25 protein-coding genes and 1 tRNA gene are annotated in these 26,768 nt (G+C 36.7%); 5 read left to right on the plus strand and 21 right to left on the minus strand.

Going from position 1 to position 26,768, the window contains the following annotated elements; genetic code table 11:
- Nucleotides 1-14 precede the first annotated feature (14 nt).
- The 9 genes from DEU40_RS00135 to DEU40_RS00175 form a co-directional block, all read right to left on the minus strand.
- Entirely contained in the window at nt 15-2,408 is a 2,394-nt protein-coding gene (locus DEU40_RS00135) for a TonB-dependent receptor (protein WP_110007986.1), read from the minus strand.
- Nucleotides 2,409-2,665: 257 nt separating this feature from the next.
- Nucleotides 2,666-3,022 carry a hypothetical protein gene (locus DEU40_RS00140; protein ID WP_227943437.1) on the minus strand — a complete coding sequence of 119 codons (357 nt, stop codon included), beginning with the start codon at nt 3,020-3,022 and terminating at the stop codon, nt 2,666-2,668.
- Between the two features lie 147 nt (nt 3,023-3,169).
- A complete protein-coding gene (locus DEU40_RS00145) occupies nt 3,170-5,098 on the minus strand; it encodes an ABC-F family ATP-binding cassette domain-containing protein (RefSeq protein WP_110007987.1) in 1,929 nt (642 codons plus the stop codon).
- A 200-nt stretch (nt 5,099-5,298) separates the two neighbouring features.
- A complete protein-coding gene (locus tag DEU40_RS00150) occupies nt 5,299-6,645 on the minus strand; it encodes a T6SS phospholipase effector Tle1-like catalytic domain-containing protein (RefSeq protein ID WP_110007988.1) in 1,347 nt (448 codons plus the stop codon).
- 149 nt (nt 6,646-6,794) lie between these two features.
- On the minus strand, nt 6,795-7,472 hold the full coding sequence (locus DEU40_RS00155; protein WP_110007989.1) for a response regulator: 678 nt from the start codon (nt 7,470-7,472) through the stop codon (nt 6,795-6,797).
- Nucleotides 7,441-8,073: a sensor histidine kinase gene (locus DEU40_RS00160; RefSeq protein ID WP_228406411.1), complete on the minus strand. Its 633-nt coding sequence runs from the start codon at nt 8,071-8,073 to the stop codon at nt 7,441-7,443. Before DEU40_RS00160 ends, DEU40_RS00155 begins: the two co-directional genes overlap by 32 nt.
- A gap of 149 nt (nt 8,074-8,222) precedes the next feature.
- Nucleotides 8,223-8,846, minus strand: a complete 624-nt coding sequence (locus tag DEU40_RS00165; protein ID WP_110007991.1) for a hypothetical protein — start codon at nt 8,844-8,846, stop codon at nt 8,223-8,225.
- 16 nt (nt 8,847-8,862) lie between these two features.
- Nucleotides 8,863-9,642, minus strand: a complete 780-nt coding sequence (locus DEU40_RS00170) for a hypothetical protein (RefSeq protein WP_227943443.1) — start codon at nt 9,640-9,642, stop codon at nt 8,863-8,865.
- Between the two features lie 62 nt (nt 9,643-9,704).
- Complete coding sequence (locus DEU40_RS00175) at nt 9,705-10,325, minus strand: DUF5715 family protein (protein ID WP_110007993.1); 621 nt, start codon at nt 10,323-10,325, stop codon at nt 9,705-9,707.
- Nucleotides 10,326-10,543: 218 nt separating this feature from the next.
- On the opposite strand from DEU40_RS00175, the gene aqpZ reads away from it, so the two are divergent.
- On the plus strand, nt 10,544-11,260 hold the full coding sequence (aqpZ, locus tag DEU40_RS00180) for an aquaporin Z (RefSeq protein WP_110008304.1): 717 nt from the start codon (nt 10,544-10,546) through the stop codon (nt 11,258-11,260).
- A 276-nt stretch (nt 11,261-11,536) separates the two neighbouring features.
- Here aqpZ and DEU40_RS00185 read toward each other — a convergent pair whose 3' ends face one another.
- The 10 genes from DEU40_RS00185 to aceB form a co-directional block, all read right to left on the minus strand.
- Entirely contained in the window at nt 11,537-12,082 is a 546-nt protein-coding gene (locus DEU40_RS00185; RefSeq protein WP_110007994.1) for a hypothetical protein, read from the minus strand.
- A gap of 177 nt (nt 12,083-12,259) precedes the next feature.
- Complete coding sequence (locus DEU40_RS00190; protein WP_110007995.1) at nt 12,260-13,252, minus strand: acyl transferase; 993 nt, start codon at nt 13,250-13,252, stop codon at nt 12,260-12,262.
- Nucleotides 13,253-13,444: 192 nt separating this feature from the next.
- The gene (locus DEU40_RS00195; protein ID WP_110007996.1) at nt 13,445-14,215 is read right to left on the minus strand and encodes a UDP-2,3-diacylglucosamine diphosphatase; all 771 of its coding nucleotides are present in this window, start codon (nt 14,213-14,215) and stop codon (nt 13,445-13,447) included.
- Nucleotides 14,216-14,235: 20 nt separating this feature from the next.
- On the minus strand, nt 14,236-14,682 hold the full coding sequence (locus DEU40_RS00200; protein WP_047097353.1) for a 6-pyruvoyl trahydropterin synthase family protein: 447 nt from the start codon (nt 14,680-14,682) through the stop codon (nt 14,236-14,238).
- A gap of 187 nt (nt 14,683-14,869) precedes the next feature.
- Nucleotides 14,870-15,262, minus strand: coding sequence for a hypothetical protein (locus tag DEU40_RS00205; RefSeq protein ID WP_110007997.1), 393 nt, complete (start codon nt 15,260-15,262; stop codon nt 14,870-14,872).
- 32 nt (nt 15,263-15,294) lie between these two features.
- Complete coding sequence (locus DEU40_RS00210) at nt 15,295-16,461, minus strand: hypothetical protein (protein WP_146207819.1); 1,167 nt, start codon at nt 16,459-16,461, stop codon at nt 15,295-15,297.
- Between the two features lie 28 nt (nt 16,462-16,489).
- A complete protein-coding gene (locus tag DEU40_RS00215; protein WP_110007999.1) occupies nt 16,490-16,876 on the minus strand; it encodes an acyl-CoA thioesterase in 387 nt (128 codons plus the stop codon).
- Between the two features lie 129 nt (nt 16,877-17,005).
- Complete coding sequence (locus DEU40_RS00220; protein ID WP_110008000.1) at nt 17,006-17,578, minus strand: OmpH family outer membrane protein; 573 nt, start codon at nt 17,576-17,578, stop codon at nt 17,006-17,008.
- Between the two features lie 167 nt (nt 17,579-17,745).
- Nucleotides 17,746-19,026, minus strand: coding sequence for an isocitrate lyase (gene aceA / locus DEU40_RS00225; protein ID WP_110008001.1), 1,281 nt, complete (start codon nt 19,024-19,026; stop codon nt 17,746-17,748).
- 106 nt (nt 19,027-19,132) lie between these two features.
- A complete protein-coding gene (gene aceB / locus DEU40_RS00230) occupies nt 19,133-20,707 on the minus strand; it encodes a malate synthase A (protein WP_110008002.1) in 1,575 nt (524 codons plus the stop codon).
- A gap of 126 nt (nt 20,708-20,833) precedes the next feature.
- Between aceB and DEU40_RS00235 the strand changes: the two genes are divergently transcribed.
- From DEU40_RS00235 to DEU40_RS00245, 3 genes are all read left to right on the plus strand, one after another.
- A complete protein-coding gene (locus tag DEU40_RS00235) occupies nt 20,834-22,315 on the plus strand; it encodes a helix-turn-helix domain-containing protein (protein WP_110008003.1) in 1,482 nt (493 codons plus the stop codon).
- 307 nt (nt 22,316-22,622) lie between these two features.
- Nucleotides 22,623-23,276, plus strand: a complete 654-nt coding sequence (locus DEU40_RS00240; RefSeq protein WP_110008004.1) for a ComF family protein — start codon at nt 22,623-22,625, stop codon at nt 23,274-23,276.
- A gap of 165 nt (nt 23,277-23,441) precedes the next feature.
- Entirely contained in the window at nt 23,442-24,128 is a 687-nt protein-coding gene (locus DEU40_RS00245; protein WP_110008005.1) for an alpha/beta fold hydrolase, read from the plus strand.
- On the opposite strand, the gene upp is transcribed toward DEU40_RS00245, so the two are convergent.
- The gene (upp, locus tag DEU40_RS00250; protein WP_062676151.1) at nt 24,129-24,779 is read right to left on the minus strand and encodes a uracil phosphoribosyltransferase; all 651 of its coding nucleotides are present in this window, start codon (nt 24,777-24,779) and stop codon (nt 24,129-24,131) included.
- Between the two features lie 162 nt (nt 24,780-24,941).
- A complete protein-coding gene (gene der / locus DEU40_RS00255; protein WP_110008006.1) occupies nt 24,942-26,252 on the minus strand; it encodes a ribosome biogenesis GTPase Der in 1,311 nt (436 codons plus the stop codon).
- A gap of 362 nt (nt 26,253-26,614) precedes the next feature.
- Here der and DEU40_RS00260 point away from each other — a divergent pair.
- Nucleotides 26,615-26,688: transfer RNA gene (locus DEU40_RS00260), tRNA-Gln, on the plus strand.
- The last annotated feature ends 80 nt before the right edge of the window (nt 26,689-26,768 follow it).

Below are 26,768 nucleotides of genomic sequence, written 5' to 3' on the forward strand. Positions count from 1 at the left end.
TTGATTTTAAGTAATTAAAATTGATATTTAAGAGTTAAAATGAAGTTTCTTCCCATTTCGTTGGAAAAGAAACGTAGTCTGTTCAGATAATCTCTGTAAGACTTGTTGAATATATTTCGGACTGAAAAATCAATTCCGAAATTTTTAGACAGATTTACCCCTGTCTGAAGGTTCCAAAGGGAATATCCGTTTGGAGGTGTAGAAATATCCACTTCTTCATTGTAAGGATTTCCGTCCGAATCAAATAATCTGATCGGAACGTTATAAACAGGAAATCTCGTCTGTTTCAGATAAGTATTGTTACTCACTGTGAAATAGAAGCTTTTCCATTCTTTTTTACTGAATTCCAATGAATTGTTAAAATTCGGCGGCATCATTAAAATAAGCGGCACATCATGAGTAGTAACCTGTCCATACACATAGGAACCGCTTCCTTTGTATGTCAGATTATCTGTAATTTTAAGCTGAGCATCGATATCCAATCCATACATTTTTGCATTGATCTGCTGATAACTATACTCTACAAAAGCTCCACCCCATTGTGTATTCAGATAACCTGTAGGAATCTGATTGATGAAATTCTGAGTATAAAAGAAATACGGGTTTACAGAAATATTTAATCCTTTCAGGACATTTGCTTTTACGTCTGCCACCAAATTAAACTGATTTCCGGTTTCACTTTTCATTCTCATATCCCCTCTTTCAATGATCGCTGCAGAATGGTGAAGTCCGTCTGCAAAAAGTTCTGCGATATTCGGAGATCTTGAAACCCTGGCGTAATTGAATTTCAGGTTAAAATATTCGGATGGATGGTAAACAATTCCCCCGTTTACTGAAATATTATTATAACTTAAAGACGGCTTGGTAAGAATTCTGTTTTGGTTGATTCTTACTACAAAATCTGAATAATCTGCTGCATATTTTTTATTCCAGTCACTCAGATCATACCATTTTGTTACTTCGTAATGATCATAATCGTATCTGCCTCCCAGTTCAAGATCCAGCTCCGGTGCAATTTTATATTTCAATACGGAATAAATTCCTGCATAGTATCTGTCATAGTTCGGAACAAGACGTCTCGCCTCGGTCTGGGTATTGGAATAATTGTTTTGATATCCTGCATTAATTCCTGTTTCAAGATTCCAGTTTGCTCTTTCTATCAGGTGGTTTACATTCAGATCATTGGTGATCAGTTCAAGGTCCAAAGCAGGTTTTTTACTTAATGCTTCTGTACGTCTGATATCATATTCTTTCCTATGATTGTACTGAAAACTGTAAGTAGCCGTTATTTTTCCAAAATTTTCAAACCTTTTGTAAGCCGAAACTTTAGCAATATGATGTTCAATCTCCTGTCTGGGATTATCAATATCATAACTAAAATCTCTCTGATAGATTGGTTCAGGAGAAGTAAGGGCATTACGCAAATCTTCAGAGTTTCCTACGTGAGAACTTCTAAGAATCCCGACAGTGCTTTTGGTCAGATAATAATCAAAAGAAAATCCTTTTTCAAATGTCATTTTCTGCACCCCAAAATTAAATCCAGAACTTTCAAGCCCGGTATTCATCAAGCCATAATCCGGAGCTTCAAGATCTCCCAGTTTTTTATAGCTTCCATTGGTTTTTATAGCCCATCCGTTCTCCCATGTTTTTGCGAGTTTTACGTTAAGATCAGCGCCTCTTCCGTTTGAAATCCCGGAAAGAGAAACATTTCCCATAATAGTATCTTTCTTTGGCAAAACCTGAGGCTGTAAAACTACAACCCCACCTACAGCACCTGCTCCATATTTCAAAGCTGATGCTCCTTTGATGACATCAATATGTTCAAAATTATTGACATCTACGTTAGGAGCGTGCTCTACTCCCCATTCCTGTTCAGCAAGCTTTACCCCATCATTAAGGATGGAAACCCTGCTTCCATAAAGACCATGGATAATAGGCTTTGCTATGTTATTTCCTGTTTTCAGAACATTGACACCAGAAATATTGGTTAATAAATTTCCTAAGTTCTCAGTAACATTTCGTGAAAGCGTTGATTTATCAAGTGTTTTCACCACCATACTTCCATTATTTTTATGACTTCCGTGAATGGTCACAGTTTCGATATCTTTAATGTGGTGTTCCAGTGTAATCACCAGCTGAACATCCTTATCAACTCCTATATTTTCAGTATAATCATTGCAATCAGGATGTTGAGCAATGAGTGTATACTTTCCTGCAGGAATTTTGTCAAAAGAAAATTGACCTTTCTTATTGGTTTTAGCTGTAAAGTTCCCGATTTTAATCACTGCATTTTCCAGCCATGTTTTATCATGGAAATCCTGAACGGTTCCCTCTACAGTATAAGTTTTTTGTGCACTTGTAAATACTGATCCACAAAAGACCAGCAGCAGGCAATATATCAATTTCATTGTAAATAGATTGATTGCGCACCCTTTTCAACAGGGTACATTTTCGTTAAAATTTGTGAGAAGGGTTAGTTTTAATTGTACAATGTAAAAGTCTAATGTCTGATGAGAAGTTAGAGGTTAGAAGCTAGAAATTAGTAATTGAAGATTATTTAAATACCAATTACAAATCAACAGTTGTTTTTCCAGCAACTTTAAACCTTAAACTTTAAACATTGAACTTTAAAGTACAAAACTTTAAACCCTATAGAATCTATGAATTATGCAAGTGCGGGCGGCCCCCGAAGCTGGAAGGTGAATTTGGTCTGTGACCAGATTTTCTCCTGAATGGCGATGATTTGTTTTACTTCATGGCTGTAATGCTCAAAAGTAAAGTTGAATTCTTCAGGAGCTAATGTATGTCCGGTAACCAAAAAGTGGCAGGCCAGACAGTCGCCAGCTTTCTCTTTAGTAACGGCTTTCGTCATTGTATTTTCTGCTTTTTTAAGATGAAAAGCCTTAAAATAGTCTACAGAATCGTGATGGTGAAAGCTTTGAGAAAGCAGCGCGAGAAAATACACTCCAAACAACAGCTTGGAGATAAAACTCTTTAGGTTTCTGCTTTCTTTAAATATCATGGTTCAAAATTATGAAAATAATTTAATTGTTTCCTTAAACTTTTATTAAATTACTTAATAACTGTTGACAATAGGTAGAACTTAATACGGTTTTGTTACAAAAAAAATGCTTCATCATTTTAGTTGATAAAGCATTTATATTTTGTTTTAATCCAGTTGGGTTCCAAGATATTCCCACTCCTGTAAAGCTGTATCCAGCTCCTCCTTAGCTTTGTTGTATTCTTCTAAGGTTTCATCTGAAGGATTTTCTTTGGCAAAAGATGCTTCCATCTGCTCTACTTTTGTTTCAAGCTCAGAAATTTTCTCTTCCACTTTCTTGATTTTATTCTGAATATTTTTCTGTTCTTTACTTACAATATTTGAAGACTGGCTGCTGCTTACAACAGGTTTCTCCTCTACTTTCTTAGGTTCCACCTTTACTTCCGTATGAAGTTTGGCTTTTTCTGCAGAAATCTCTCTGATGGTTTCTTTCTGTCTGTACTCAAGATATTCATTGATATCACCAAGGAATTCTTTCATTTTCCCATCACGGAATTCGTAGATTTTATCACAAAGCCCCTGAAGGAATTCCCTGTCGTGAGAGATGACAATTAAAGTTCCTTCAAAATTCTGCAGTGCCAGCTTGATAATTTCCTTAGACTGGATATCAAGGTGGTTGGTAGGTTCGTCCATAATCAGCGTGTTGAAAGGACGAAGCAAAAGTTTACAAAGTGCCAGACGGTTTCTCTCTCCTCCGGAAAGTACTTTTGTTTTTTTAGTAACGGCATCTCCCTGGAAAAGGAAAGATCCTAATAAGTCTCTTACTCTTGGTCTTGTTTCTTCTGTTGCAGCATCTTCAGCTTCTTCCAGCACTGTTTTATTAGGTGTTAAAACCTCTTCCTGATTCTGAGCGAAATATCCGATATTGACATTATGACCAAGATTCCATGTTCCTGAATAGTCTTTGATATCTCCTGCCAGGATTTTAGCCAGCGTAGTTTTTCCCTGTCCGTTCTGCCCCAGAAGCGCAATTCTGTCTCCTCTCTGAACGATAAAATCTACATCATCAAAAATCTGCTTCTGTCCGTAGGCTTTTCCAAGATTGATAGCTTCGAAGATCACTTTCCCCGGAACCATAGACTGTACGAAACGGATATTGAATTTTGAAACGTCCTCGTTATCCACTTCGATACGTTCGATTTTATCTAATTTTTTAATAAGTGACTGTGCGAAAGACGCTTTGGTAGCACTTGCACGGAACTTATTAATGTTATCCTCCATCTGTTTGATCTCCGCATCCTGGTTCTTTTTAGCCTGAATCAGTTTTTCACGGCGGTCTTCTCTCATGATCAGATACTTGGAATAGTTGGCTTTGTAATCGTCAACTTTTTTGTTGTTGATATCAAAAGTACGGTTACAAACCGCTGTCATAAACTGTTTATCGTGACTTACCAGAACAATAGCTCCGGGATAATCCTTAAGGAAGTTCTCCAGCCAGATGATGGATTCCATATCCAGGTGGTTGGTAGGCTCATCGAGAAGCATAATGTCGTTCTTCTGAAGAAGTAATTTTGCCAATTCGATTCTCATTCTCCATCCTCCGGAAAACTCATCGGTGATTTTCTGGAAATCATCTGCTTTAAATCCTAAACCGAATAACACTTTTTCCATGTCACCCTCAAGATTGTAGGCATCATGGTTCATCAAAAGGTCGTTCAGCTCGGTCATTTTATTAATCAGATCCGTGTAGGAATCACTTTCGTAATCTGTTCTTACTGTCATCTGATGATTCACCTCTTCCAGTTCATTTTTCCAGGCATTGATCTGTTCAAAAGCCTGCATGGTTTCTGCCCAGACCGTTCTTCCTTTTACGAAATCAAGATCCTGCTTCAGGAAACCAATGGTAACACTTCCTTCAGTGACAACTTCTCCCTCGTAGAAATTAATTTCTCCGGAAAGCATTTTCAATAAAGTGGATTTTCCTGCTCCGTTTTTACCAACGAGACCCACTTTATCATCCTTTTTAATGGTGAAATTGACATTTTGAAATAAATAATTTCCTGAATGATGTAATCCTAAACTTTGAACCGAAAGCATCTTAATTAATAATTAGTAATGAATAATGAATTTTCGGGTGCAAAAATACGGAAAAAGAAATGAATAGCCGAGAAATAAAAAAACAGGCCAGAATTTGGCAGTTTTTCCCTGTAGGCAAAACATTAAACCGCAAAAAAGGAGACACCATGAGATGTCCCCTAACCTAAATTTAAAACTGAGAAGTATTTTCACGAATGCTTCTATTCATTTATTCTAACAGCTGCCGGTGTTTTTACAATAGAGCGAAGCCAGATATCATTATTGGGAACGTTTGTTCCATAAAGAAAATCAGCAACAAAGCTGTCTTCCGGCAGATGAAGTTCTACGGAAAGTCTTTTTGTTCGGCTTGTTTCATCAACGGAGGTACTGCTTGATACATTTAATCCGTTATTGATCAGCTCAATATTAATTTCACGCTGGGTTCTATACCGGAAACTATTACTGTACAATCCGAAGTTTGATGAAATATGCGTATACTCTGCAAATCTTCCGAAATCATATGTTGGCTTTTTGTTTCCGGAAAGATCCTTCAGATACTCTTTCATTTTACTATAATACCTGTTAAGAAAAGAATGTTTATTATAATCTGTTCCGAAATAGGCTTCATTTTCTGTACTAAATACTGACAATATGGTATTGGTCTCATCCATCATCAGTTTTCCATATACTTTTGAGAGGTCGTTATATACTTTATCCCTGCACACAAATGCCTGCGAAAGTCCATTCACTGTTTCCACTTTATATTCTGAGAGCAATGCATCCCAGATTTTATTTCCATCAGCACTGGTTTTTGCATTTCTGATATCTGAAACATAGCTATGCAGATCATCAACATTTGCGAAATCTGTAGAAATATAAACAGATTGCGGTCCTTCAAGATAGCCGCCTCCAATATCGGCATGATCTCCGGGAACAAATACTTCTTTCCAAACTGATGATTTTTTTTCTGATTTCTGATCCTTCATTGTTTTTGAATTCTCAAATAAACCGGTAAGCGGAAAGAAAAACCTGCCCTCATTAACTGCACAGAAATGCAGAGCATTCTCTATCTGTACAGACATATTCATATTATAGGTATTAAAAGGTCTGGACTCTACTGTATCAAAAAGCCCTAAAAATTTTATTCTGCAATTTCCCACAGCATAATGAGTCAGAAGCTGATTACAGAAGGTTCTTGCCAACATACCTCCCCGGCCGAATCCGTATATAAAAAAATGGTATTCTTTGGTGTCATTATGAGCTATTTTTTGCACAAATTCCCCTGCTTTCCGAAGTTTATCATCAGAGGAATAACCACTTCCATAAGGTGGGTTTGCACATGTTGCCATAGCAAAATTATTATCTTCATGCCCCGTTACAGTACCAATACCTTCAATATATATCTTTTCATCTCCAACGAACAGACTGTATAATTTATAGATATTGCTGAAAGTCCCGTAGTAACTTTCATTATTATTCAGCGGTTTATCCGGTGAAAGAATATTGACTCCATTGTTTCCTGTGCCGTCAAAGAAAATCCCGACGGAAATCACTCTGTTACCATCCATGTTTCTACTTTAATTTTTTATTACAGATCCTGTTGTGTTTTTTTCAACTGACATCCCTTAAAGAGACATTCCAAAATAACAGAAGAAAAACAAGGTTCGCTAGAGTGAAAAGTACCAAATAAAAAATTCCGTATTTCTACGGAATCAATTTATATTTTTTCAAGAGAGTAAATATTGTTGACAATAGCATAGATGACGATTCCTACTGTATTTCTGGCTCCGATTTTTTCGAGAATACGCTGTCTGTGACTTTCTACAGTTCTCGGGCTGATAAAGAGTTTTTCTCCGATTTCGTTGTTAGTCAGTTCCTGGCAGATCAGTTTTACCACATCTTTTTCTCTTTCGGATAGTTCATCTTCTGTTTCAAAAAGAGAATTTTTCTTGGCAGAACTGTTCATATAAGTAAACAGCATCTGATGATCTTCGGCCGTGAAAAAAACTCCGTTTTTATCTACCATTGTAATGGCATCAATAAAGGTTTTCTTATTCGAATTTTTCGGCAGAAACGCAGATACTCCCAGCTTGACCATATATCCGAGAATTGAGGTTTTATAATGGGATGACAGGATAATAATTTTAAGATCAGGAAATTTCTCTTTGAGGATTTCTACCAGTTCAAAACCGTTCATGGGTTTCATCTGAACATCTACAAGAGCAATATCAGGGAATTCATCTTTTGAAAGTTTTCCGAGGTCTTCTATAAAACCGGGGCCATTATCTGCGGTAAGGGTTACCGATATATTTTTTTCATTGGACAGCAGCATTTTTACCCCTTCGAGGATCAGCTGTTCATCATCAATCAGTGCTAGTTTGATTTGGGAACTCATGATATTTTGGAATTTTTATGATTAAACGACTTCCTTTGTTTGAAAATGTTTTTTTCCATTTGTGTGTAGCATTCATTGATTTGATACGGGATTCGATATTTTTTATTCCCATTCCTTTTTTCACTTCTTCATATTCAAAGCCCTGCCCGTTATCCGAAATTACTACAGCCATATTTTCAGGATAATCTTTCATGTAAATCCAGATATCCGTTGCGTCCGAATGTTTGATCACATTGGTAGTAAACTCCTGAATAATTCTGTACAGCTGTACTTCCACAAAAAGATCTTTTTTTTCATATCCCTGCATTACCTGCAAAGAGATATTGATTTTGTGGGAAAGGTTGGCTATTAATTCTTCAACATATAAAACCAGACCCACAGATTCCAGGTTTACAGGATATAATGAATGGGAAATACTTCTGGCAGCATCAATCAGGGAAGACATCTGGCCGTAGATTTTTTTTTTGATGAGCTCATCGCCCTGAGTATCCAGATTATTTAACCATAAAGAAAGGATATTGAGACGGTTTCCGATATCATCGTGAATCATGACCGCAATTCTTTTTCTTTCTTCTTCCTGGGCTTTGATGTTTTCCAGCACTAATTTCTTCTGATGGAGAACTTCCGCCTCATGCTGTACATTTTTCTCCTTAATGATTCTGGTTATAAAAGCTCTGTACGCTAACAGAATAAAGGATACTATAACTGTTATGGTAACAATTATAAGGATCAGCAGATTGATATTTAAAGTTACTTCTTTAATCTGATAAAAGTGTATAAAAATGAACAGTACAAAATACCCGAAAGAATATTATTGGCACTGAGAATTGTATAGTAATCATTTTCCGACAGATTGGCAATCTGATGCTGGATGATAAAAATAAATACAGAAACGGAATAGTAGAAAAAAATACTGGCATCTACGAGAAGAAAACGATTCTGTAGAGAGGTATTCTTAATCTCACGGATCAGCGTAAACCCGGAAAGACAGATGATAATGATATTGGAAACTACTTTTGCAATATCGGCATTGGCGGGATAATCGAATCCGTATTTCGAGATCATAAAACCCACTGCCAATGTACCTGTAATCCACAGAACAGCTTTTGGCCAGTCCAGTTTTCTGACAAATAAGCCCGTCAGAAGGAAAAATTCTCCTGCAATATATAAAGGATAGAGGAATGAGGTGTCATTCAGTCTGAAGATATAAGGCAGCGCCAGATTCAGCAGCTCAATAAAAAAAAGAAAAGCAATACAATGAAAATATTGCTTTTCTTTATGATTTAATATGCGGTATTTTGCTGCTCCCAGCAGTATAACAGATAGAAGCAGTGCATAATTCAGGAATAAAATTGCCTTATAAAGTCCAGCCATTCCTCAGTATATCATTTTAAAATTCACATCCGACATCTACATCCGGAATACGGCAGATAGGAGGACACGGCTTTGCCCAGTCATAAGTATTGGAAATCACTTCTGCTCCCAGTTCTGCATTCCTGAGATTTTCACGGAAAGAGATAAAAATAAGGGTTACCAGCATTTTTCCATAGATATCATTGTATCTGATACCAAAAGAACAGGTAATACCGGCCAGCCCTTCATCTGAAAGGCAAAGATCTGCTATAGGAACATAGAATTTTCTGAAAATTCCGCTGCCTTCATTTTCTCTGCTCTCTTTATAAAACCAGTCCATCCCCTGGTTTCTCCAGCGTTCAATAGCATCTACGGCTTTGTCCTGCTCAAGAACCGGTGTATTGGAAACCGGGAATCCCATATTGGCATTCTTCTCCATACTCTCAAGATCTCTGGAAAGAACCGCATTTCTGATGACGGTATATTCCTGGATTTCCTGCAGCCTCAGATCTTTATCAAGTTCGGTAAGGAAACTGTATGGATATTCTTTTACATCTATTTTTTCCCCGTCGTTATTCATAGGATAAAAAATAAGAATCAACCGGTCTCTGTAAATTCCTACTGCAGCACAGAAGTCTTTATAATCACTGAACCCTTTCATCCATTCAAGGTGCTCTCTGGAAATATTAAAAACATAGTTGGTAGGGATAAGCTTTTGAATTCTGGAAAAGTCTGAAAGAGATGCTTTCCATTCATTTGATGCTGTCCTGCATTCTTCTACAGGTAGCATATAGTCTACAATGTTTAATGTTGACATAAGCATAGTTTTTAGTCGTATAAAAATATAGAAACTAAATATGCTACGCAAGAGGATTTTAATTAATAATTTTTCACAGTAATATGATAACAGCTCTGTTGTTTCTCTTTGATGAAATATATTCTACCGGCTTTCTCATAGTACTTTAAAACTTTCTCCAATGCCAATTCCATTTTCGGATTGTACTTTAAAACGTTGTTGAATCTTACATAAGAAATGTCAAAAGAATTACCATAATTGTGTGAACTAATCCCTAGTGAGGCGTTGGAATTTACTCTTCTAAGCCTGCATTGGTCTTCAAGCGTTCTGGTAATGGATGAAACAGTAAAGATACCGCCTTTTGTATCCTTGCTGAACTTAGAACCTATTTTTTCCAATGTAGTTTTTGCCTTCGATACCATATAAGCCCTGCTGTAATCAAGTTTTTGAACGCGATATCCTTTACCCGATTTTTTTATTTTGTGGAATTTGCCGCTATTGATATATCGCTGCACTGTTTTGGAATCTTTCAGCAGCTGTACCCCAAAACTTTTTGAGGCATCAAGATGAGATTTATAAAGCGGCGTAGGTTCAACCTTCAATACAGTGGCAAGATCATAGCAGGGAAAAGCTTTTTTAGCTGCCTGCGAATAGTGTAAACTATAAATAAAAGGTACAAAGACCACACAAAAAAACTTTCTCATTCACCATCCTTTTAAATTACAAATGAAAGATAAAACATTTATGTTATATCTTTCAAAACCGACTATTATACTCTCTAAACAAATCCCAAACAAACTTTACACCAAATTACAGATTTTGTAATTTTTGTTCTCTCTTTTTTGAAATATTTTTCAGATTTATCTTTTTACTTTAAGATTTAAATTTTACATTTGAGATACTTTAAACAATAAACAACATGATAAAAAAACTTTTCGCTGAATTTTTCGGCACATTTTGGCTTGTTTTCGGAGGATGTGGAAGCGCTGTTTTCGCAGCCGGTGTTCCAGATATTGGCATCGGACTTTTAGGAGTTGCTTTAGCCTTCGGTCTTACTGTTCTTACCATGGCTTACGCTGTAGGCCATATCTCAGGAGGGCATTTTAATCCGGCAGTTTCTTTTGGACTTTTAGCAGGAGGAAGATTTTCTGCAAAAGACCTTATCCCGTACATTGTGGCACAGTGTCTGGGTGCAATTGTAGCAGCAGGATGCCTGTATACGATTCTTAACGGAGCCGGAGCGGTAGAATTCTCAAAACCCGGAGATTTCGCCACCAACTTCTACGGTGAAGCCGTTTATAACGGAAAAGCTTTCAGTATGGGAGCTGCATTTCTTGCTGAGTTCTTATTAACTGCTTTTTTCCTTATTGTAATCATGGGAGCCACGGATAAGTGGGCTAACGGTAAGTTTGCCGGTCTTGCCATCGGTCTTGCTCTTACGTTGATCCACCTGATCTCAATCCCGATTACAAATACTTCTGTAAATCCCGCGAGATCACTTTCTCAGGCAGTGTTTATGGGAGGAATTGCCATGTCACAGCTTTGGCTGTTCTGGGTTGCCCCTATTTTGGGAGGAGTTGTAGGAGGTTTAATCTACAAGTTCTTACTTCAGAGAGATACTGCTGAAATTGCAGATTAATTTAAAATACTATTCAATGATAAAATCCTGTCAGGCGGCAGGATTTTTTTATTTTCTGATTTTGAATAATTGTTTTGAAATTCTTTGTAAACGCAAAGTTTTTATAAAGATGAATTTTTATTTAAGGAAGCAAAGTGGTTACGACTACGTCGTTGATGAAGTGATAGGTTTTACGATCGCTTAATAAAAATCAATGAAATTGATTCCTTCTTTGCTTTCTTAAACTTTAAATATAGAAAATAAGTCTTTGCGTCAGAATAAGAAACCTCCTTAATTTTATTTCAGTTTTTTGATTTCAAAGGGATTTTTAAAAATCAGTTCCTCGTGCTTTCCTTTGATCTCCATTTTACGCTGGAGAAGATTCAAAGCCATCTTCCTGATAAAAAAATCCTTGTCATTCAGTTTCCAGTAGGAATCTTCATGCAGTTTCTTAGGCTGGCGAATCAGATAAAATTCGGTATCCCAGGTATCCGCATTGTGATAGAATTCAATGATTCCGCAATGTTCCGGAATTAAAGCAGCATCTACCATTCCCATCGGGAGCAAAAAACTGAAAGAATTACACATATAATCCCCACAGGAAATTTTATCGTGTTTCAGAAATTTTTCTCCGGTGTCTTTATTCAGGTATGATTTTTTGAAATCATTTTTAAAATCACTTTTTGAAAGTTTAATTTCAATTTCATGACTTCCACCCTCCGAATCTATGATTAATATGTCCGCTTCCCAATCTGCCTGAAAATAATTCGTCAGTACGATTTCTTTTTCAAAATCGCAATGGGAATGGATGTAGGCGTGTATGAGTTCTTCTATTTTGATCATTTTTTATGATGGTAAAAATATTTTAATAAAACGCAATGCCCGCAAAGTTTTTAATAGTTAAATGTTTAAAGGCTCGAAAAGGCGTTTCACTCAGCAAAAGTTGCAAATTATTTTATGATACAAAAATTAACAAATGGAGCGAATTGAATGATTTACAATTGCCCTTATGCTCAACGTTTAGCTAACCAGTAAACTACATCCTCTGATATCTGAATGGTCTATTCTTCCTAACACCTGAAATTTATCACCGATTATTTTTCCTAAATCCTGTGTGGCAATAAATGAGCAGGAATGGGTATTGGCAAGGTCAATAATATTAATAGCTCCTGTGCGGCCTTCTTTTTCGTACGCTAAAGGATCTTCTGCATTGCGGACCATAATTCTCATCCAGTTGGGACACTCATATTCATTATTTCCAAGGGAGTAAGCCTGTGAAAGCAACTCTGTCATAGAATATTCTGAATAGATTTTCTCCGTTTTAAGGCCTTCCTGCAATATTTTAAGCAATTCATCCTTGGTCATTTCTTCCTTTCGCCCCTTCATACCGCCGGTTTCAATCACTATTAAATTTTCAGGAAAATTCGGGGATTCTTCACTTTGCTCAGAATGACAGTAATCCAGAAAATCAAGAAGGGCAAAAGAAACTCCGAAAAGAATCACTTTTTTATCCTGCAATGTGTTCAATAGTTCAAAGAGTTCAGCATGATTATAAAGGAAATATCCGTTTTCCGGCTTGGCAGATTTTTTCATCAGATAATCTACCATATAGATCAGTGATGAATTCTGTCTCTCAAGATAACTTGGAAGCAGCCCCAGAAAAATAAAGTCTTCCGGTTTTCCGATGAACTGTTCAAAGCTTTTATAAATACTCTCCTCATAAAGTTCCGGATCTGCGATGAAATGTTTGGAAAGGTTCATCTGGGTGGTTCCTGAACTTTGAAAGAAAAGGTCCGTATCCACATTTTTATCCAGAATCTGATGATTTTTAAACATTTCAATAGGAAGAAACGGAATTTTCACCAGGCTATCTACCTCATCTGGACTAACCTTCAGAAAATCAACAAATTTCCTGTATATTTCAACATTGTCATATTGATAACGAAATGTTTTCAATGAGGCATTCAGGAAATCCTGTTCAGTCTGTATGTTGAATATATTTTTCAGTTCCATAATTTTTTGAGTTTCTTAATCCCCGGCTGCAGGGCAATTATAGAGATAGAATATTTTTTTAATAATTTTTTAATGCATAAAACCTATTTTGGTAGACTTATTGCAATGACTTATCCGGAATATGGATTAAAAACAAGAGTGGGTTTTCCACCCGTTCGAAAGTTACCTCTTTTAGGGGTAATTTTTTTTGCTTTATTTTTCAAAAGTTTTCAGTTCAAAATCTTTTTCAAAAACCCCGTAAGTGAAATAGGAAATCCAGTCTCCAAGGTTGATATATTTTGCATTCTGTTCCAGATCCAGTACCATAGGCAGATGCCTGTGTCCATAGATAAAATAATCAATCTTCTGGGTTTTCAGCTTTTCTTTGGAATAAATGATGAGAAACTCTTTATCTTCTCCCAGAAAAGCCTTGTCCTCTTCTCCTGAGATCATTTTATTTTTTTGGGAAAGATACAATGCCACTTTCATCGCAATATCGGGATGAAGCCATTTGAAGAACCATTGTGCCACAGGATTTGTGAATAATTTTTTCATTCTTTTATATCCTTTGTCTCCAGGTCCCAAACCATCTCCATGGGCCAGCAGAAACTGCTTCCCTCCCATTTCAAAATATTGTTTCTGATAGAATACGGTACACCCGATTTCTTCTTCCAGATAATCTTTCATCCAAAGATCATGATTTCCGACAAAGAAATAAATATGAATTCCTCTGTCTTTCAATTCTGCAATTTTCCCGAGCACCCTGACATATCCTTTGGGAATGACATGCTTCCATTCGTGCCAGAAGTCAAAAAGATCACCCATTAAAAACAAAACCTGCGCATCTTCCTTGATCTCATCCATCCAGCGTATAAATCTCTCTTCCCGCACCTTACTTTCCTTTGGTGTAGGGGCACCAAAATGCTGATCCGAAGCGAAATACACTTTTTTTCCAGGTTCTAAATTAATTGTTGTTTTTAACACCTTCTGAGTTTTGTGAAAAATTATTGATTATCTTCTGCAAACCATTCTCCATACGAGTTTTCTGTCTCGTGAAGTTTAAGATAAGCTAAAGAAATTCCTTCGGGAAGTCTTGATTTGATTTTAGCAGCAATGGCGTACAACATGTTTTCACAGGTTGGCTGGAAGCTGCAATAGATTACTTTATGTCCTTTCTGTTCAAGGTCATCTCCCAGTTCTTTATGTGGAGACAGCGCATTGACAAGAACCGCATGGTCCCAAACATCTACGATCTCAGATTTTACGATACTTTTGATATCTCCGAAATCTACCACCATTCCATTTTTAGGATTTTCAATATCATTAATCGGTTTTCCTTTCACTGTTACAAACAGCTTATAGGAGTGCCCATGCATATTTTTACACTTCCCATCGTAGTTGTAAAGCACGTGAGCCGTTTCGAATGTAAAAATTTTTGTAATACGTATCATAATACAAAGATAGGATAAAACAGCTTAATAGAGAAAAGACTGTTTCTATTACAGCGATTTTAAAATATTCTTTTTAGAAAAAACCTGAAAATAATATTGTTAAAATAGAAAGTTTCATGAAGATGTTTGTTTGATGTTTCCTTAGTAAAAACAACAGTCGTTTTATTCTATTACATTAAAGGAAAAATTATTCGTTATATTCTGGTTTTAATTGACCGGTTTGAAAGCCTAATTCTCTCAAATAATCAAGTCCGTTTTGTATTTCCATTGAATTGAAACCGGACCATCCTTTCATTAATCCCAATACAATAAACTGTTTGATGTATTGTGGTCTATTGAGATTTATCTCATCTTCTGAACCTGTGATTTTATTCATCAGTTTCACACCTGATTTTAAAGGCTGTCCCATTATATAATCCTCGACAGTCATAAATCTGATGATTAGAGGGGTTTGCTTTTGTCCGTTTAAAAATACTTTTACAGTCAAAGTATTAGTTTTAGTTTCAGAGTGATATTGATCAGAAACCAAATACAAGTATTCTATAGTATTGACAGTTATTTTTCTTAACTTATTTTTCATTACCTCGTTCTTCTACCCAGATATTTCAGACATTATCTTATCGTTTTTTCAAACTTGTTAATAATGGTATACGCTTTATCTTTTACAACAATATCATAATTTCCTTTGTCCAGGATTAAAAAACGACTGTCTTGGGAAGTATTGAGTTCAATGATATCCGCAGGAACACCTTCCTTTTCAAATTCACCTTTTCTGTAAGCTAAAACCAGGGCCGGATAATTTGAAATTTTAGAAGAAGGAATTTTGTAAAACTTCCTGTTTTTACTCAACATCCAATGTGGCCTTCCGTTGATGTATTTTGTAACCGGATGAATGATTTTAATATCAGTATATAACTCTTTGTCTTCTCCATTGTATATTCCCTTATTTTCACCTTTCAAAACAACAGGGATGGTATTATTTATCAATCTTAAAAGCGGTTCATTATACTTCAGGTTACTTTTTTCTGAAAACTGAGTCTGGTCAATCGTAAACGGATTGATCCCCGTCAGGTCGGAAAGTCGTCCCGCCATTGTTTTCTCCCAGGATTTATGAACCCCTTCATAAGCATGCTGATAGCCACAATAGATCAGATATTTGCCTTCTTTATTTTTCTGCATAAAATCGAAGATATTTTTTGCTTCTGCAATTTCTCTTTCTTTGTTATTTCCTTCTGCTTCATATGGGAAAAGCTTGAACCCAATTTTCAAGGCATTGTAAATAAAGTTTCCGAATTCCGGTTCTTTGGAATAATATCCACTGTTAAGAGCAGCAAATTTTGTGGTGTTTACAGAGTCTCCCGCTAATGTTTCAAGTCCCAAATATCTGTAACCTTTGTCATATAATCCCTGAAGTAAGGAAGATGCGAAAGTTCGGTGACTGGCATTGTGATGGGCTTCATTAATGATGATAATCTGTTCACTAACGGATCTTTCTAAGATATAATCTTTTGCGTTGACAGGGACTAATTTCGTAAACTTCAAACTATCTGCAGTGCTCAGCTTTTTCACTCTTCCAAAAGTCATATCCCAACTTTCCAATGCAGATTTATATTGTCCGCTTATCGAGTAAAATGTTGCAGCCATCTGGCTTCTCCAGGATTGACTTTGGGTGGAGTCTGCCACCTTTTTTTTAATATCATCTGTCAACAAGTAAGGATTTTCCTGGCTATAGCCCGCCATGCTTAACAACAACAATGTCAGTGAATATAAAAGCTTCATGTATATTTAGTTTTGGTTTAGTTTTATATTAAAAAAATCTCTCCAGCCAGTCACTTTCCAGGCGCTTGATCTTTTTAGTTTCAGGATCAAATAAAATCCAAAGTGTTCCTGAGTCTACCACCAGCTTATCATTACAGTAAAATTCTACTTTTCTTGGCTGTTTAGCACCTTCCGGAGCCATTGGATAAGTTCTTACCGTAATGATATCACCCAGATAAACCTGTTTTTTATATCGGATATGATGATCCAGAAGCATCCAGGCGTCGTTTACATATTCTGTTTGCTGTTTCAGAAGATTCCAGTGCTCTGCTGCCACTTCTTCCACCCAGTGTACATATTGTACATTATTCACATGGTTGTTCTGATCAATATGCTCTTCTGTTACTTTGATCTGTTTTTCGTACATCAAATTCATTCTCCTGAAAGTTTACTCAAATTTATCATTTTAAAATAAAACTTTCTTCATCCAGCCACTCACTTTTGTCCATAAAAAAACGGAATCATCAATCTGATTCCGTTACAATATGCAGTATATTAAAAATTCTTATTTAGATTTTCCAGCTGGCTTGGCAGTTGTTGCCGTAGCCCCTAACTTGGTTTTCACAGTAGCAGTGATATCTTCGCTTCCGTCTGTGTAAAGAAGGTTATTAGATTCCTGTGATGCTACATCAAATACAAAATTCAGGTTTCTTTCTTTTGCTACAGCATAAATAGCATCTTTTACTTTCTTCTGTAAAGGACTAAACAATTCGTTTTGTTTGGCAGAAATATCTTTAGCAGCCTGTGTTCTGGTTTCCTCTATCTTCTTACCTAAAGCCTGTAGTTCTGTTTGTGCTGCAATCAGTTCTTTAGTCACAGCTTCTTTATTCGCCTCGCTTAACGTTTTTTCTTTATCCTGTGCCGCTTTCAATTTAGTCTGATAATCACCGATAAGCTTCTCAATTTCAGTCTGCCTGGTCTTAGTCAGGTTATCAATAGTAGTTCCTATAGTTTTTACTTCAGATAAACTTGCAAAAATGTCCTCTGTATTTACACTTCCAATCTTCTGTTGAGCATTTACAATATTTGCAGTAAGTGTTAATCCTAACGCAATAAAAATTGTCTTAATTAAATTCATTTGTAATAATATTTTTTTTCGCTCCCAAATATAACTCAAATTTCAATTACTTATCATGTAATTATTAATTTGAAATTAAATGATGTAAAAAACAGGTTTAAACAACTTCAGACAAAGAAAAACCTTCTCAAAGAGAAGGTTTAACATCAAAAAATATGGAAAAATGACTAATGGAACTGTGCTGTTTCTGTAGAATCTTGCATCGCTACAGTAGCTGAGGAACCGTTGGTGACAATATTCTGTACTTCATCAAAATATCCTGTTCCTACAAAAGACTGATGCTTCACCGCTCTGAATCCTTTCTGCTGTAATGCAAATTCGCGCTCCTGAAGTTCAGAATATCCTGCCATTCCTCTTTCTTTATAAGCCAGTGCCAGCTCAAACATGGCTGTATTCAATGCATGGAATCCTGCAAGGGTAATAAACTGGAATTTGTACCCCATTTTAGCCAGCTCTTCTCTGAAAGTAGACATTTCTTCCACACTCAGTTTTGCAGCCCAGTTGAATGAAGGTGAACAGTTATAAGCAAGCATTTTTCCAGGGAATTTTGCATGAATTCCATCTGCAAATCTTCTGGCTTGCTCCAGATCAGGATTAGAAGTTTCCATCCAGATCAGATCAGCATATGGTGCATAAGACAGTCCTCTGTCGATTCCCTGCGCAACTCCGTTTCTTACCACGTAAAAACCTTCAGAAGTTCTTTCTCCGGTTACGAATTTCTTATCCCTGTCATCAATATCAGAAGTCAGTAAATCTGCTGCATCCGCATCCGTTCTTGCAATGATAAGGCTTGGAACGCCCAATACATCGGCAGCCAGACGCGCTGCTATCAACTTATTGACCGCTTCCTGAGTAGGTACCAATACTTTCCCGCCCAAGTGGCCGCATTTTTTAGCGGAAGAAAGCTGATCTTCAAAATGTACGGCAGCTGCTCCGGCTTCAATCATTTGTTTCATCAGTTCAAAAGCATTCAGATTACCTCCAAAACCTGCTTCTGCATCAGCAATAATAGGCACAAGATATTCTTTATTTCCTGTTCCGCTTACAGACTGCACCTGATCTGCTCTCAGTAAGGCATTATTAATTTTCTTTACCACAGAAGGCACTGAATTGGCCGGATACAATGACTGATCCGGATACATCTCCCCTGACAGGTTAGCATCTGCAGCCACCTGCCATCCAGAAAGATAAATTGCTTCCAGGCCGGCATCTACTTCCTGCACCGCCTGATTACCTGTCAATGCACCCAGTCCCGCCACATAATCCTGGGTATTTAATTTATCCCAGAATTTTTTGGACATTTCTGTAGCAATAGTATAATCTATGGTATAAGAACCGCGAAGTTTTAAAACTTCTTCAGCTGTATAAGGTCTCTTAATGCCTTTCCAGCGTGGGTTTGTCAGCCAATCTTGCTCAATAGCCTGGATTTGTTCTTGTCTTGTTTTCATAATATTTGGATTTTGTTTGATTAGATTTTGGGGTTCGGGTTACGAGGTTCGGAGGTACGAGATATGATTCTCAAACTTTCGGACACTTCTACTCTCTCACTACTAACTAGATAAAAGGATAAGCTTTAAGGGTCAGAAATTCTTCAAAATTTTCACAGAAAATCAATTCATTGAAAAGTTCTTTGGCGAGGTTGAATTTTCCGTTTTTGAATCGGGTTTCACCTACATATTTTTCAATATGATCCATTTCTTCTTTTTCCCACTGCAGTACCATGCTTCGGGTTAACGTTCTGTCATCACTCAGAACCGCTTCATTTTTCAGCCATTGCCAGATTTGTGTTCTTGAAATCTCAGCAGTAGCGGCATCTTCCATCAGATTATAAATAGCAGCAGCACCGGTTCCCATCAGCCAGCTTTCAAGGTAAAGAATTCCAACATTGATATTTTTACGGACTCCTTTTTCTGTGATTTCTCCTTTGGGAATTTCCAGCAGCTGGCTTTCTGTTATATGGTATTCAAATTTTTTATCGATCTGATTTTGGGAAGGCATATACTGGTCAAAAACTTGTTTTGCTACAGATACCAATGCCGGATGTGCAACCCACGTTCCGTCGTGGCCATTTTTCACTTCCCTTTCTTTATCATTTCTTACTTTTTCAAAAGCAATAGTATTGGCTTCGTCATCGTCTTTTACCGGAATTTGAGCGGCCATTCCGCCTATTGCATGTACATTTCTTTTATGGCAGATTTCAATCACCCTTTTTGAATAAGCACTCATAAAGGGAGACGTCATAGTTACCTGATCTCTGTCCGGAACAATAAATTCGGGAAGATTTCTGAATTTTTTAATGTAAGAGAAAATATAATCCCATCTTCCGCAATTCAGTCCGGCACTATGTTCTTTTAATTCAAATAAAATTTCATCAATCTGAAATGAAGCGGTAATTGTTTCTATTAAAACAGTCGCTTTAATGGTTCCCTCCGGAATTCCAAGATAGTTTTGCGCAAAAACAAAAACTTCATTCCACCAGCGTGCTTCCTTATAATGTTCCAGTTTTGGAAGATAGAAATAAGGACCGCTACCGTTTTCCAAAAGCTGTTTTGCATTTCTGAAGAAATATATTCCAAAATCAGTCAGTGATCCGGAAGCTTTTTCTCCATTGATTTCAATATGTTTTTCAGGAAGGTGCAGGCCGCGTGGACGAACCTGTAAAACAGCCGTTTTTTCATTAAGGGTGTATGCCTTTCCTTTTTCATTGACAAAATCAATAGTCCGGTTAATGGCATCAGAAAGATTGATCTGTCCCTGAATACAGTTTTCCCACACTGGCGAGCTGCTGTCTTCAAAGTCGGCCATAAATGTAGAGGCACCGGAATTCAAGGCATTGATAATCATTTTGCGGTCAACAGGACCGGTAATTTCTACTCTTCTATCCAGCATATCGTCAGAAAGCGGAGCACATACCCAATTTCCATTCCGGATGTCTGCTGTTTCTTTCAAGAACTCAGGAAGATTTCCTTTATCAAAATTTTGCTGAGTAATTTTTCTTTCTTCTAAAAGTTCAAGTCTTTTATGATTAAAGTGCTGATGAAGCGAAATCAGAAAATCTGTCAAATCGGGAGTAAATATTTCCTCAAACTGCTTCTGTGACTTTATTTCTAATTGAGTCTTTGTTTCCATAACTTATTGATTTTGTGATTTGATATTACAAACATAAATAAAAATTTTCACAAATAGCGAACGTTCGCTAAATTTATTTAAAAATTATTATGCGAATAATCGCATCTAATTATTTATATTTGAGTAATGAATTCAGAAAGCGACTTTATCAAAACAGTTTTCGGGCTAAAACTGAAGCAGCAGAGACAAAAGAAAAACTGGTCTCTGCAGGATCTTGCTGTAAAGACAGGATTATCAAAATCTTACCTCAACGAAATTGAAAACGGAAAAAAATATCCCAAGCACGATAAAATCATTCAGCTTTCTGAAGCACTAAGCTGTACTTTTGACGATCTGGTTTCTACCAAACTTGATAAAAGCCTTTCCCCTTTCAATGAAATCCTGCAGTCTGATTTCTTTAAAGAAGTTCCGCTGGAGTTATTCGGAATTAATAAAAACAACCTCATCAGCATTATCAGCGATGCTCCGAAAAAAGTAACGGCTTTTATTAATGCCCTGATCGAAATTTCTCAGAATTATAATCTTGGAAAGGAAAGATTTTATTTTGCCGTCTTAAGGTCATTTCAGGAATTATATGATAACTATTTTCCGGAAATTGAAGAAAAGGTTGATCTGTTTACCCGGGAAAATCAGTTACAACCCGGAAAAGATTTAAAGTCTGACATCCTGGAGGCAATTCTTGCAGAAAAATTCAGTTACACCATTCAGTCTGAAGATTTTGAAAAATATGGAACTCTGGATAACCTCCGCTCTCTTTTCATTCCTGAAAAAAAACTATTGCTGCTGAATCAAAAACTGGAAAAGGATCAGAAAACATTCATTCTGGCTAAAGAAATCGGCTTCAATGTACTGGAATTAAAAAACCGGCCCAATACCTATTCGTGGCTTGATTTCGGAAGCTTTGAAGAAATTCTGAATAACTTTTACGCCTCTTATTTCGCAGGAGCATTGCTCATTTCAAAGGGACCTGTCATTGAAAAGACCTCAGAATTTTTCCAGCAAAATACATGGGAACCTAAAAATTTTGAGAGTCTTATCAGCAGTTTCACCCATTCGCCTGAAACATTTTATTACCGGCTGACCAACATTCTCTCGGCTGAAATGGGAATCAAAGATCTTTTTTATTTATGTCTGGTAAAAAAGAAAAATTCGGATAAAATCCAGATTTTAAAGGAGCTTCATCTTAATCACCAGCAGGCTCCTCATGCCAATGCAATGAACGAGCATTACTGCAGAAGATGGATTGCGGTAAAAAACCTTGGTGATTTAAAAGAAAATGAAACCCTGACGGATGCTCAGGTTTCTCATTATAAAGATCAGGGAATAAGTTATCTGGTAATTTCTACTTCACAAAAAAATCCATTCTCAGATGGAAGTAACAGAAGTTATTGCCTGGGCATTTTACTGAATTCCCAAACGATTAAAAAGATAGGTTTTATCAAGTCTCCATCTTTAAAAACCATTAATGTAGGGGTTACATGCGAATCCTGCAGTATCCCTGACTGTGAAGTGAGACAGGCTCCACCGGTAAGACTGGAAAAGGAGCATTTTAATATGAGTATGAAGAATGCTGTAGAGAAGATCAGGAAGACGTTTGATGATATTTAAAAAGTGAATCGTGAATTGTCAATATGAATTTTTTATGTGAGGTTCGGGATGCGGGATTCGGGTTTGTGAATAATCGATTTGTTGCTGAAATTTACGGGTAACTAATTTTTATAAACGCAGAATTTACAAAGTTTTCTATACTATTTAATAGCTTTTTCAGGCGCTATGGCGTTCCACTCAACAACGAAAAAATTCCTTTTGCTACATGAAATAATTAGCTCATAAAATTCGCTAACAATAATAATTCACTATTGACATTGCGAAGCAAAAATTGACAATTATTTTCATATCTTAGTAAAAACACACTATGATATTAGACATATTATTTCCTAACCGCTGCATTCACTGCAACAGAATCATCGATCCTGAACTTTTGGTTTGTGATCTTTGTTTCAGCCAGATTCACTTTACCCATTACAATTATTTTGAAAATAATCCGATTAAGGAAAAATGCAGTTTATTTTTTCCGGTTGAAAACGCATTCGCTTTAATACAGTTTGAAAAAGAAGGTTTAAGCCGTCAGATTATTCACGATCTGAAATATAGAAGCAGGGAAAAAACAGGAAAAATCTTAGCCGATTGGACAGCAGAACGACTTGATTTCAAAGATAATTTTCCTGACCTTTTAGTAAGTGTACCGCTTCATCCAAAGAAACTAAAGAAACGGGGATATAACCAGCTTCATTTGTTTACCGAAACTTTATCTTCATTTTATAACATTCCTTTTGATCATAATTTAATCAAACGAAATTATTATTCTAAAGCACAGGCCTTAAAAGACAAGAAGCACAGGCTGGAAACTGTCAATACATTCTCCACAACCAAGCCTGTTACCGGAAAACATATTCTTTTGATTGATGATGTTTTCACAACAGGAAATACGGTTTCATCAGTGGCGTGGGAGATTTTAAATGCCGGAGATAATAAAGTAAGTGTATTGGTGATGGCTGAGGATGTTTGATGCGGGAACGGGGTGCGAGTTTCGGGGTGTGGGTTTCGGGATTTCTGTACGGAGAAATAATCAAAATATTTTTAAACCCCAAAACTCTCAGACACTCTTACGCTTCCACCTCATCCATTTTCACGATTCAATTCTTTTTCCTAATTTTCAGGAAACTATACAACTATGCCCAATCTGATTTTACTGCACGGAGCTTTAGGTCACAGCGACATTTTCAAACCTTATCTGAATGTTCTGTCATCCTATTTTACAGTTCATACTCCTCTTTTTTCAGGACATGGAGACCAGGAACTTCCTGAAGGCGGCCTCAATATTAAAAAGTATGTCGAGGAATTATCCGAGTATTGTAAAGTGAACCATCTGACAGATGTATCAATTTTCGGGCACAGCATGGGTGGTTATGTTGCGCTTTGCTACGCAATGGAAAATCCTGACAATGTAAATTCTGTTATAACACTGGGCACAAAGTTCGACTGGACTGAAGAACAGGCTTTAAAAGAAAGTAAGATGCTTAATCCGGATGTTATTCTTGAAAAAATTCCGCAGTATGCCCAGCTTTTAGAATCACAGCACGGAACAAAGTGGAAACAGCTTCTTCCTGGTATTGCTGATTTAATGATTGATTTAGGTAAAAATCCTCCTCTGGAAAATAATTTTGCTACGATTACCACTCCGGTTCAAATCATGGTGGGTGATAAAGATAATATGGTAACGCTGGAAGAGAGTTCAAGGGTTTACAGAAGCCTTCCAAATGCAAAACTGGCCGTACTTCCGGATACAAAGCATCCTATGGATAAAGTACGACCTGATTTATTATTGAACTTAATAAAAGATTTCTGGAATCTTTCTTAATTATCGCTGAAGTTTTTCTCCGTAGCTCAAATCTCCGGCATCTCCCAGTCCTGGTGTGATATACCCTTTTGAAGTTAAGTGTTCATCAATTGCTCCTACCCAGATATGAGCTTCAGGATATGCATTCTGAACAGTTTCTACTCCCTGTTTCGATGCAATGGCTGCAACAATATGAAGCTGGGTTGGATTTCCGTTGGTCAGCAAATCTTTGATGGCTTCAATAAGAGAAGCACCAGTTGCAAGCATAGGATCAGCTACAATAAGTGGCCTGCCTTCAATACTTGGGCAGGTAAGATAATCCTGTTTGATTGAGAAATAATCGTTGGCATCATGTTTTCTGTAAGCTGCCACAAAACCGCAGTCTGCTCTGTCTAAATAGTTCAGGATTCCTTCGAATAACGGAACACCTGCTCTTAAGATGGTTGTAATAACCGGCTGCACGGCTATTTCCCTGCTTTTTATTGTATCTAAAGGAGTTTGAATTTCAACTTCTCTGTACTCCAGTCCTTTACTGATTTCAAAAGCGGCAATCTCCCCGATTCTTTCCATATTTCTTCTGAATCTCATTCGGTCATGCTGGATCGTAACGTTTCTAAGTTCGTTAATCCATTCGTTGACAAGAGAAAAGTGTTGCGATAAAATAGTAAGCATGAAAATTTTATTTTTAATTTCAGTTAATTGATATTAATTGCCGCAAAATTACAACTAAAAAACGAATTGAAAGATCGGGCTGGAAGAGAAAGTCTGGTTGGGTGATATAAAAATCTCCGGCAAGCTTCGCTTGCCGGAGATTTCCGATGAACATTTGTTCTATTATTTTTGTCTGAAATACACTTCAATCGGAACTCCGGTAAATCCGAATTCTTTTCTCAGCTGATTTTCAGTAAATCTTTTATATGGTTCTTTCACATACTGTGGAAGGTTGCAGAAAAACACAAACTGTGGTGACGGTGTAGGAAGCTGAACACAGTATTTGATTTTGATATATTTTCCTTTCAATGCCGGCGGTGGTGTATTTTCGAAGATCGGAAGCATTACTTCATTCAGTTTTGAAGTTTTAATTTTCTTCTTACGGTCTTCATAAACCTGCATAGCTACTTCTACAGCCTTCAGAATTCTTTGTTTCGTTAACGCTGAAACAAATAAGATTGGAATATCCTGGAACTGACCGATTTTATCTTTGATTGATTTTTCAAAATCACGCATCGTATTGGTCTGCTTGTCCTCGATCAAATCCCACTTATTCACTAGGATTACGATTCCTTTTCTATTTTTCTGAGCCAGTCCGAAGATATTCATATCCTGAGATTCCCATCCCTGTGTAGCATCCACCATGATGATCACTACATCAGAATACTCGATAGAACGGATCGATCTCATTACAGAGTAGAATTCAAGGTCTTCGTTTACCTTAGACTTTCTTCTCATCCCCGCAGTATCTACCAACACAAATTCGTGTCCGAATTTGTTATATAAAGTCTGGATACTATCTCTCGTAGTTCCTGCGATATCGGTTACAATATTTCTTTCAACATCCAATAAAGCATTAGTCATCGTGGACTTTCCTACGTTTGGACGACCTGCAATCGTAATTTTAGGCAATCCTTCAAATGGATCTTTATATTCTGTAGTAGGGAAATCTTTAACGATATCATCTAACAAATCCCCTGTTCCTGAACCTGTAGCAGAAGAAAGTGTGTAATATTTATCAATTCCTAACTGATAGAATTCTGTTGCAGGAAGTTCTTCCTTGGAAGAATCTACTTTATTGATAACAATATAAATGGGTTTGTTGGATCTTCTGAGAAGTCTGTAAATTTCGTGGTCCGTATCAGTAAGCCCTTCTTCCACGTTCATCATAAAGATAATAGAAGTGGCTTCATCCACCGCTAATTGTACCTGCTTACGGATTTCTTCTTCGAAGATATCATCTGTACCTACATCATAACCTCCGGTATCAATTACCGTAAAGTCTACTCCGTTCCAGTCTGATTTTCCGTAGTGACGGTCTCTGGTAACACCAGCTGTAGAATCTACAATAGCTTCTCTTCTTTCTAATAAACGATTAAAAAGCGTGGATTTTCCTACATTGGGACGTCCAACGATTGCGACAATATTTGACATAAAAAATGTTTAATAATCCTTTTGCTTTGCTCAGGATATGTTATTAATGGGTTACTCCAACTTTTGGAGCCCAATTTTTTTGCAAAGATAAGGTTTTATTATTTAACAGATTGAAGCTGGGAAAAGGAGGCTGGATGTTATTATCCATCGGACAAATTAATGTAAGCCCTACTCTTTCAATCTAACAATATATCCACAAATCTATTGTTTATGGGTAGAAGAAGATTTTTTTAAAAATTTTATTGAAAAATAATTCTTTGGATATCAATACATAAAGCTATCTTCTTACTAATTATGTTAATTAATCTTTAATTTAGATTTTCATATTTAAAATAATTTCTATAATTTCGCGGCATAGAAACAGACCCATGGTGTAGCGGTAACACTACTGATTTTGGTTCAGTCATCTGGGGTTCGAATCCCTGTGGGTCTACCACTCAATAAATGCAACTCGCTAAATTACAGCAAGTTGCATTTTATTTTTGGTCACTTTTTTACGTTTGGTCACCTTTTTAG

This window comes from Chryseobacterium sp. AG844 (genome assembly GCF_003182335.1).
GTDB lineage: Bacteria > Bacteroidota > Bacteroidia > Flavobacteriales > Weeksellaceae > Chryseobacterium > Chryseobacterium cupriresistens.

Bases quoted from the DNA above. Each gene is read 5' to 3' on its own strand.
- DEU40_RS00135 (WP_110007986.1), bottom strand. From the start codon at position 2,408: ATGAAATTGATATATTGCCTGCTGCTGGTCTTTTGTGGATCAGTATTT.
- DEU40_RS00140 (WP_227943437.1), bottom strand. From the start codon at position 3,022: ATGATATTTAAAGAAAGCAGAAACCTAAAGAGTTTTATCTCCAAGCTG.
- DEU40_RS00145 (WP_110007987.1), bottom strand. From the start codon at position 5,098: ATGCTTTCGGTTCAAAGTTTAGGATTACATCATTCAGGAAATTATTTA.
- DEU40_RS00150 (WP_110007988.1), bottom strand. From the start codon at position 6,645: ATGGATGGTAACAGAGTGATTTCCGTCGGGATTTTCTTTGACGGCACA.
- DEU40_RS00155 (WP_110007989.1), bottom strand. From the start codon at position 7,472: ATGAGTTCCCAAATCAAACTAGCACTGATTGATGATGAACAGCTGATC.
- DEU40_RS00165 (WP_110007991.1), bottom strand. From the start codon at position 8,846: ATGGCTGGACTTTATAAGGCAATTTTATTCCTGAATTATGCACTGCTT.
- DEU40_RS00170 (WP_227943443.1), bottom strand. From the start codon at position 9,642: ATGTCAACATTAAACATTGTAGACTATATGCTACCTGTAGAAGAATGC.
- DEU40_RS00175 (WP_110007993.1), bottom strand. From the start codon at position 10,325: ATGAGAAAGTTTTTTTGTGTGGTCTTTGTACCTTTTATTTATAGTTTA.
- DEU40_RS00185 (WP_110007994.1), bottom strand. From the start codon at position 12,082: ATGATCAAAATAGAAGAACTCATACACGCCTACATCCATTCCCATTGC.
- DEU40_RS00190 (WP_110007995.1), bottom strand. From the start codon at position 13,252: ATGGAACTGAAAAATATATTCAACATACAGACTGAACAGGATTTCCTG.
- DEU40_RS00200 (WP_047097353.1), bottom strand. From the start codon at position 14,682: ATGATACGTATTACAAAAATTTTTACATTCGAAACGGCTCACGTGCTT.
- DEU40_RS00205 (WP_110007997.1), bottom strand. From the start codon at position 15,262: ATGAAAAATAAGTTAAGAAAAATAACTGTCAATACTATAGAATACTTG.
- DEU40_RS00210 (WP_146207819.1), bottom strand. From the start codon at position 16,461: ATGAAGCTTTTATATTCACTGACATTGTTGTTGTTAAGCATGGCGGGC.
- DEU40_RS00215 (WP_110007999.1), bottom strand. From the start codon at position 16,876: ATGAATTTGATGTACGAAAAACAGATCAAAGTAACAGAAGAGCATATT.
- DEU40_RS00220 (WP_110008000.1), bottom strand. From the start codon at position 17,578: ATGAATTTAATTAAGACAATTTTTATTGCGTTAGGATTAACACTTACT.
- aceA (WP_110008001.1), bottom strand. From the start codon at position 19,026: ATGAAAACAAGACAAGAACAAATCCAGGCTATTGAGCAAGATTGGCTG.
- aceB (WP_110008002.1), bottom strand. From the start codon at position 20,707: ATGGAAACAAAGACTCAATTAGAAATAAAGTCACAGAAGCAGTTTGAG.
- DEU40_RS00235 (WP_110008003.1), top strand. From the start codon at position 20,834: ATGAATTCAGAAAGCGACTTTATCAAAACAGTTTTCGGGCTAAAACTG.
- DEU40_RS00240 (WP_110008004.1), top strand. From the start codon at position 22,623: ATGATATTAGACATATTATTTCCTAACCGCTGCATTCACTGCAACAGA.
- DEU40_RS00245 (WP_110008005.1), top strand. From the start codon at position 23,442: ATGCCCAATCTGATTTTACTGCACGGAGCTTTAGGTCACAGCGACATT.
- upp (WP_062676151.1), bottom strand. From the start codon at position 24,779: ATGCTTACTATTTTATCGCAACACTTTTCTCTTGTCAACGAATGGATT.
- der (WP_110008006.1), bottom strand. From the start codon at position 26,252: ATGTCAAATATTGTCGCAATCGTTGGACGTCCCAATGTAGGAAAATCC.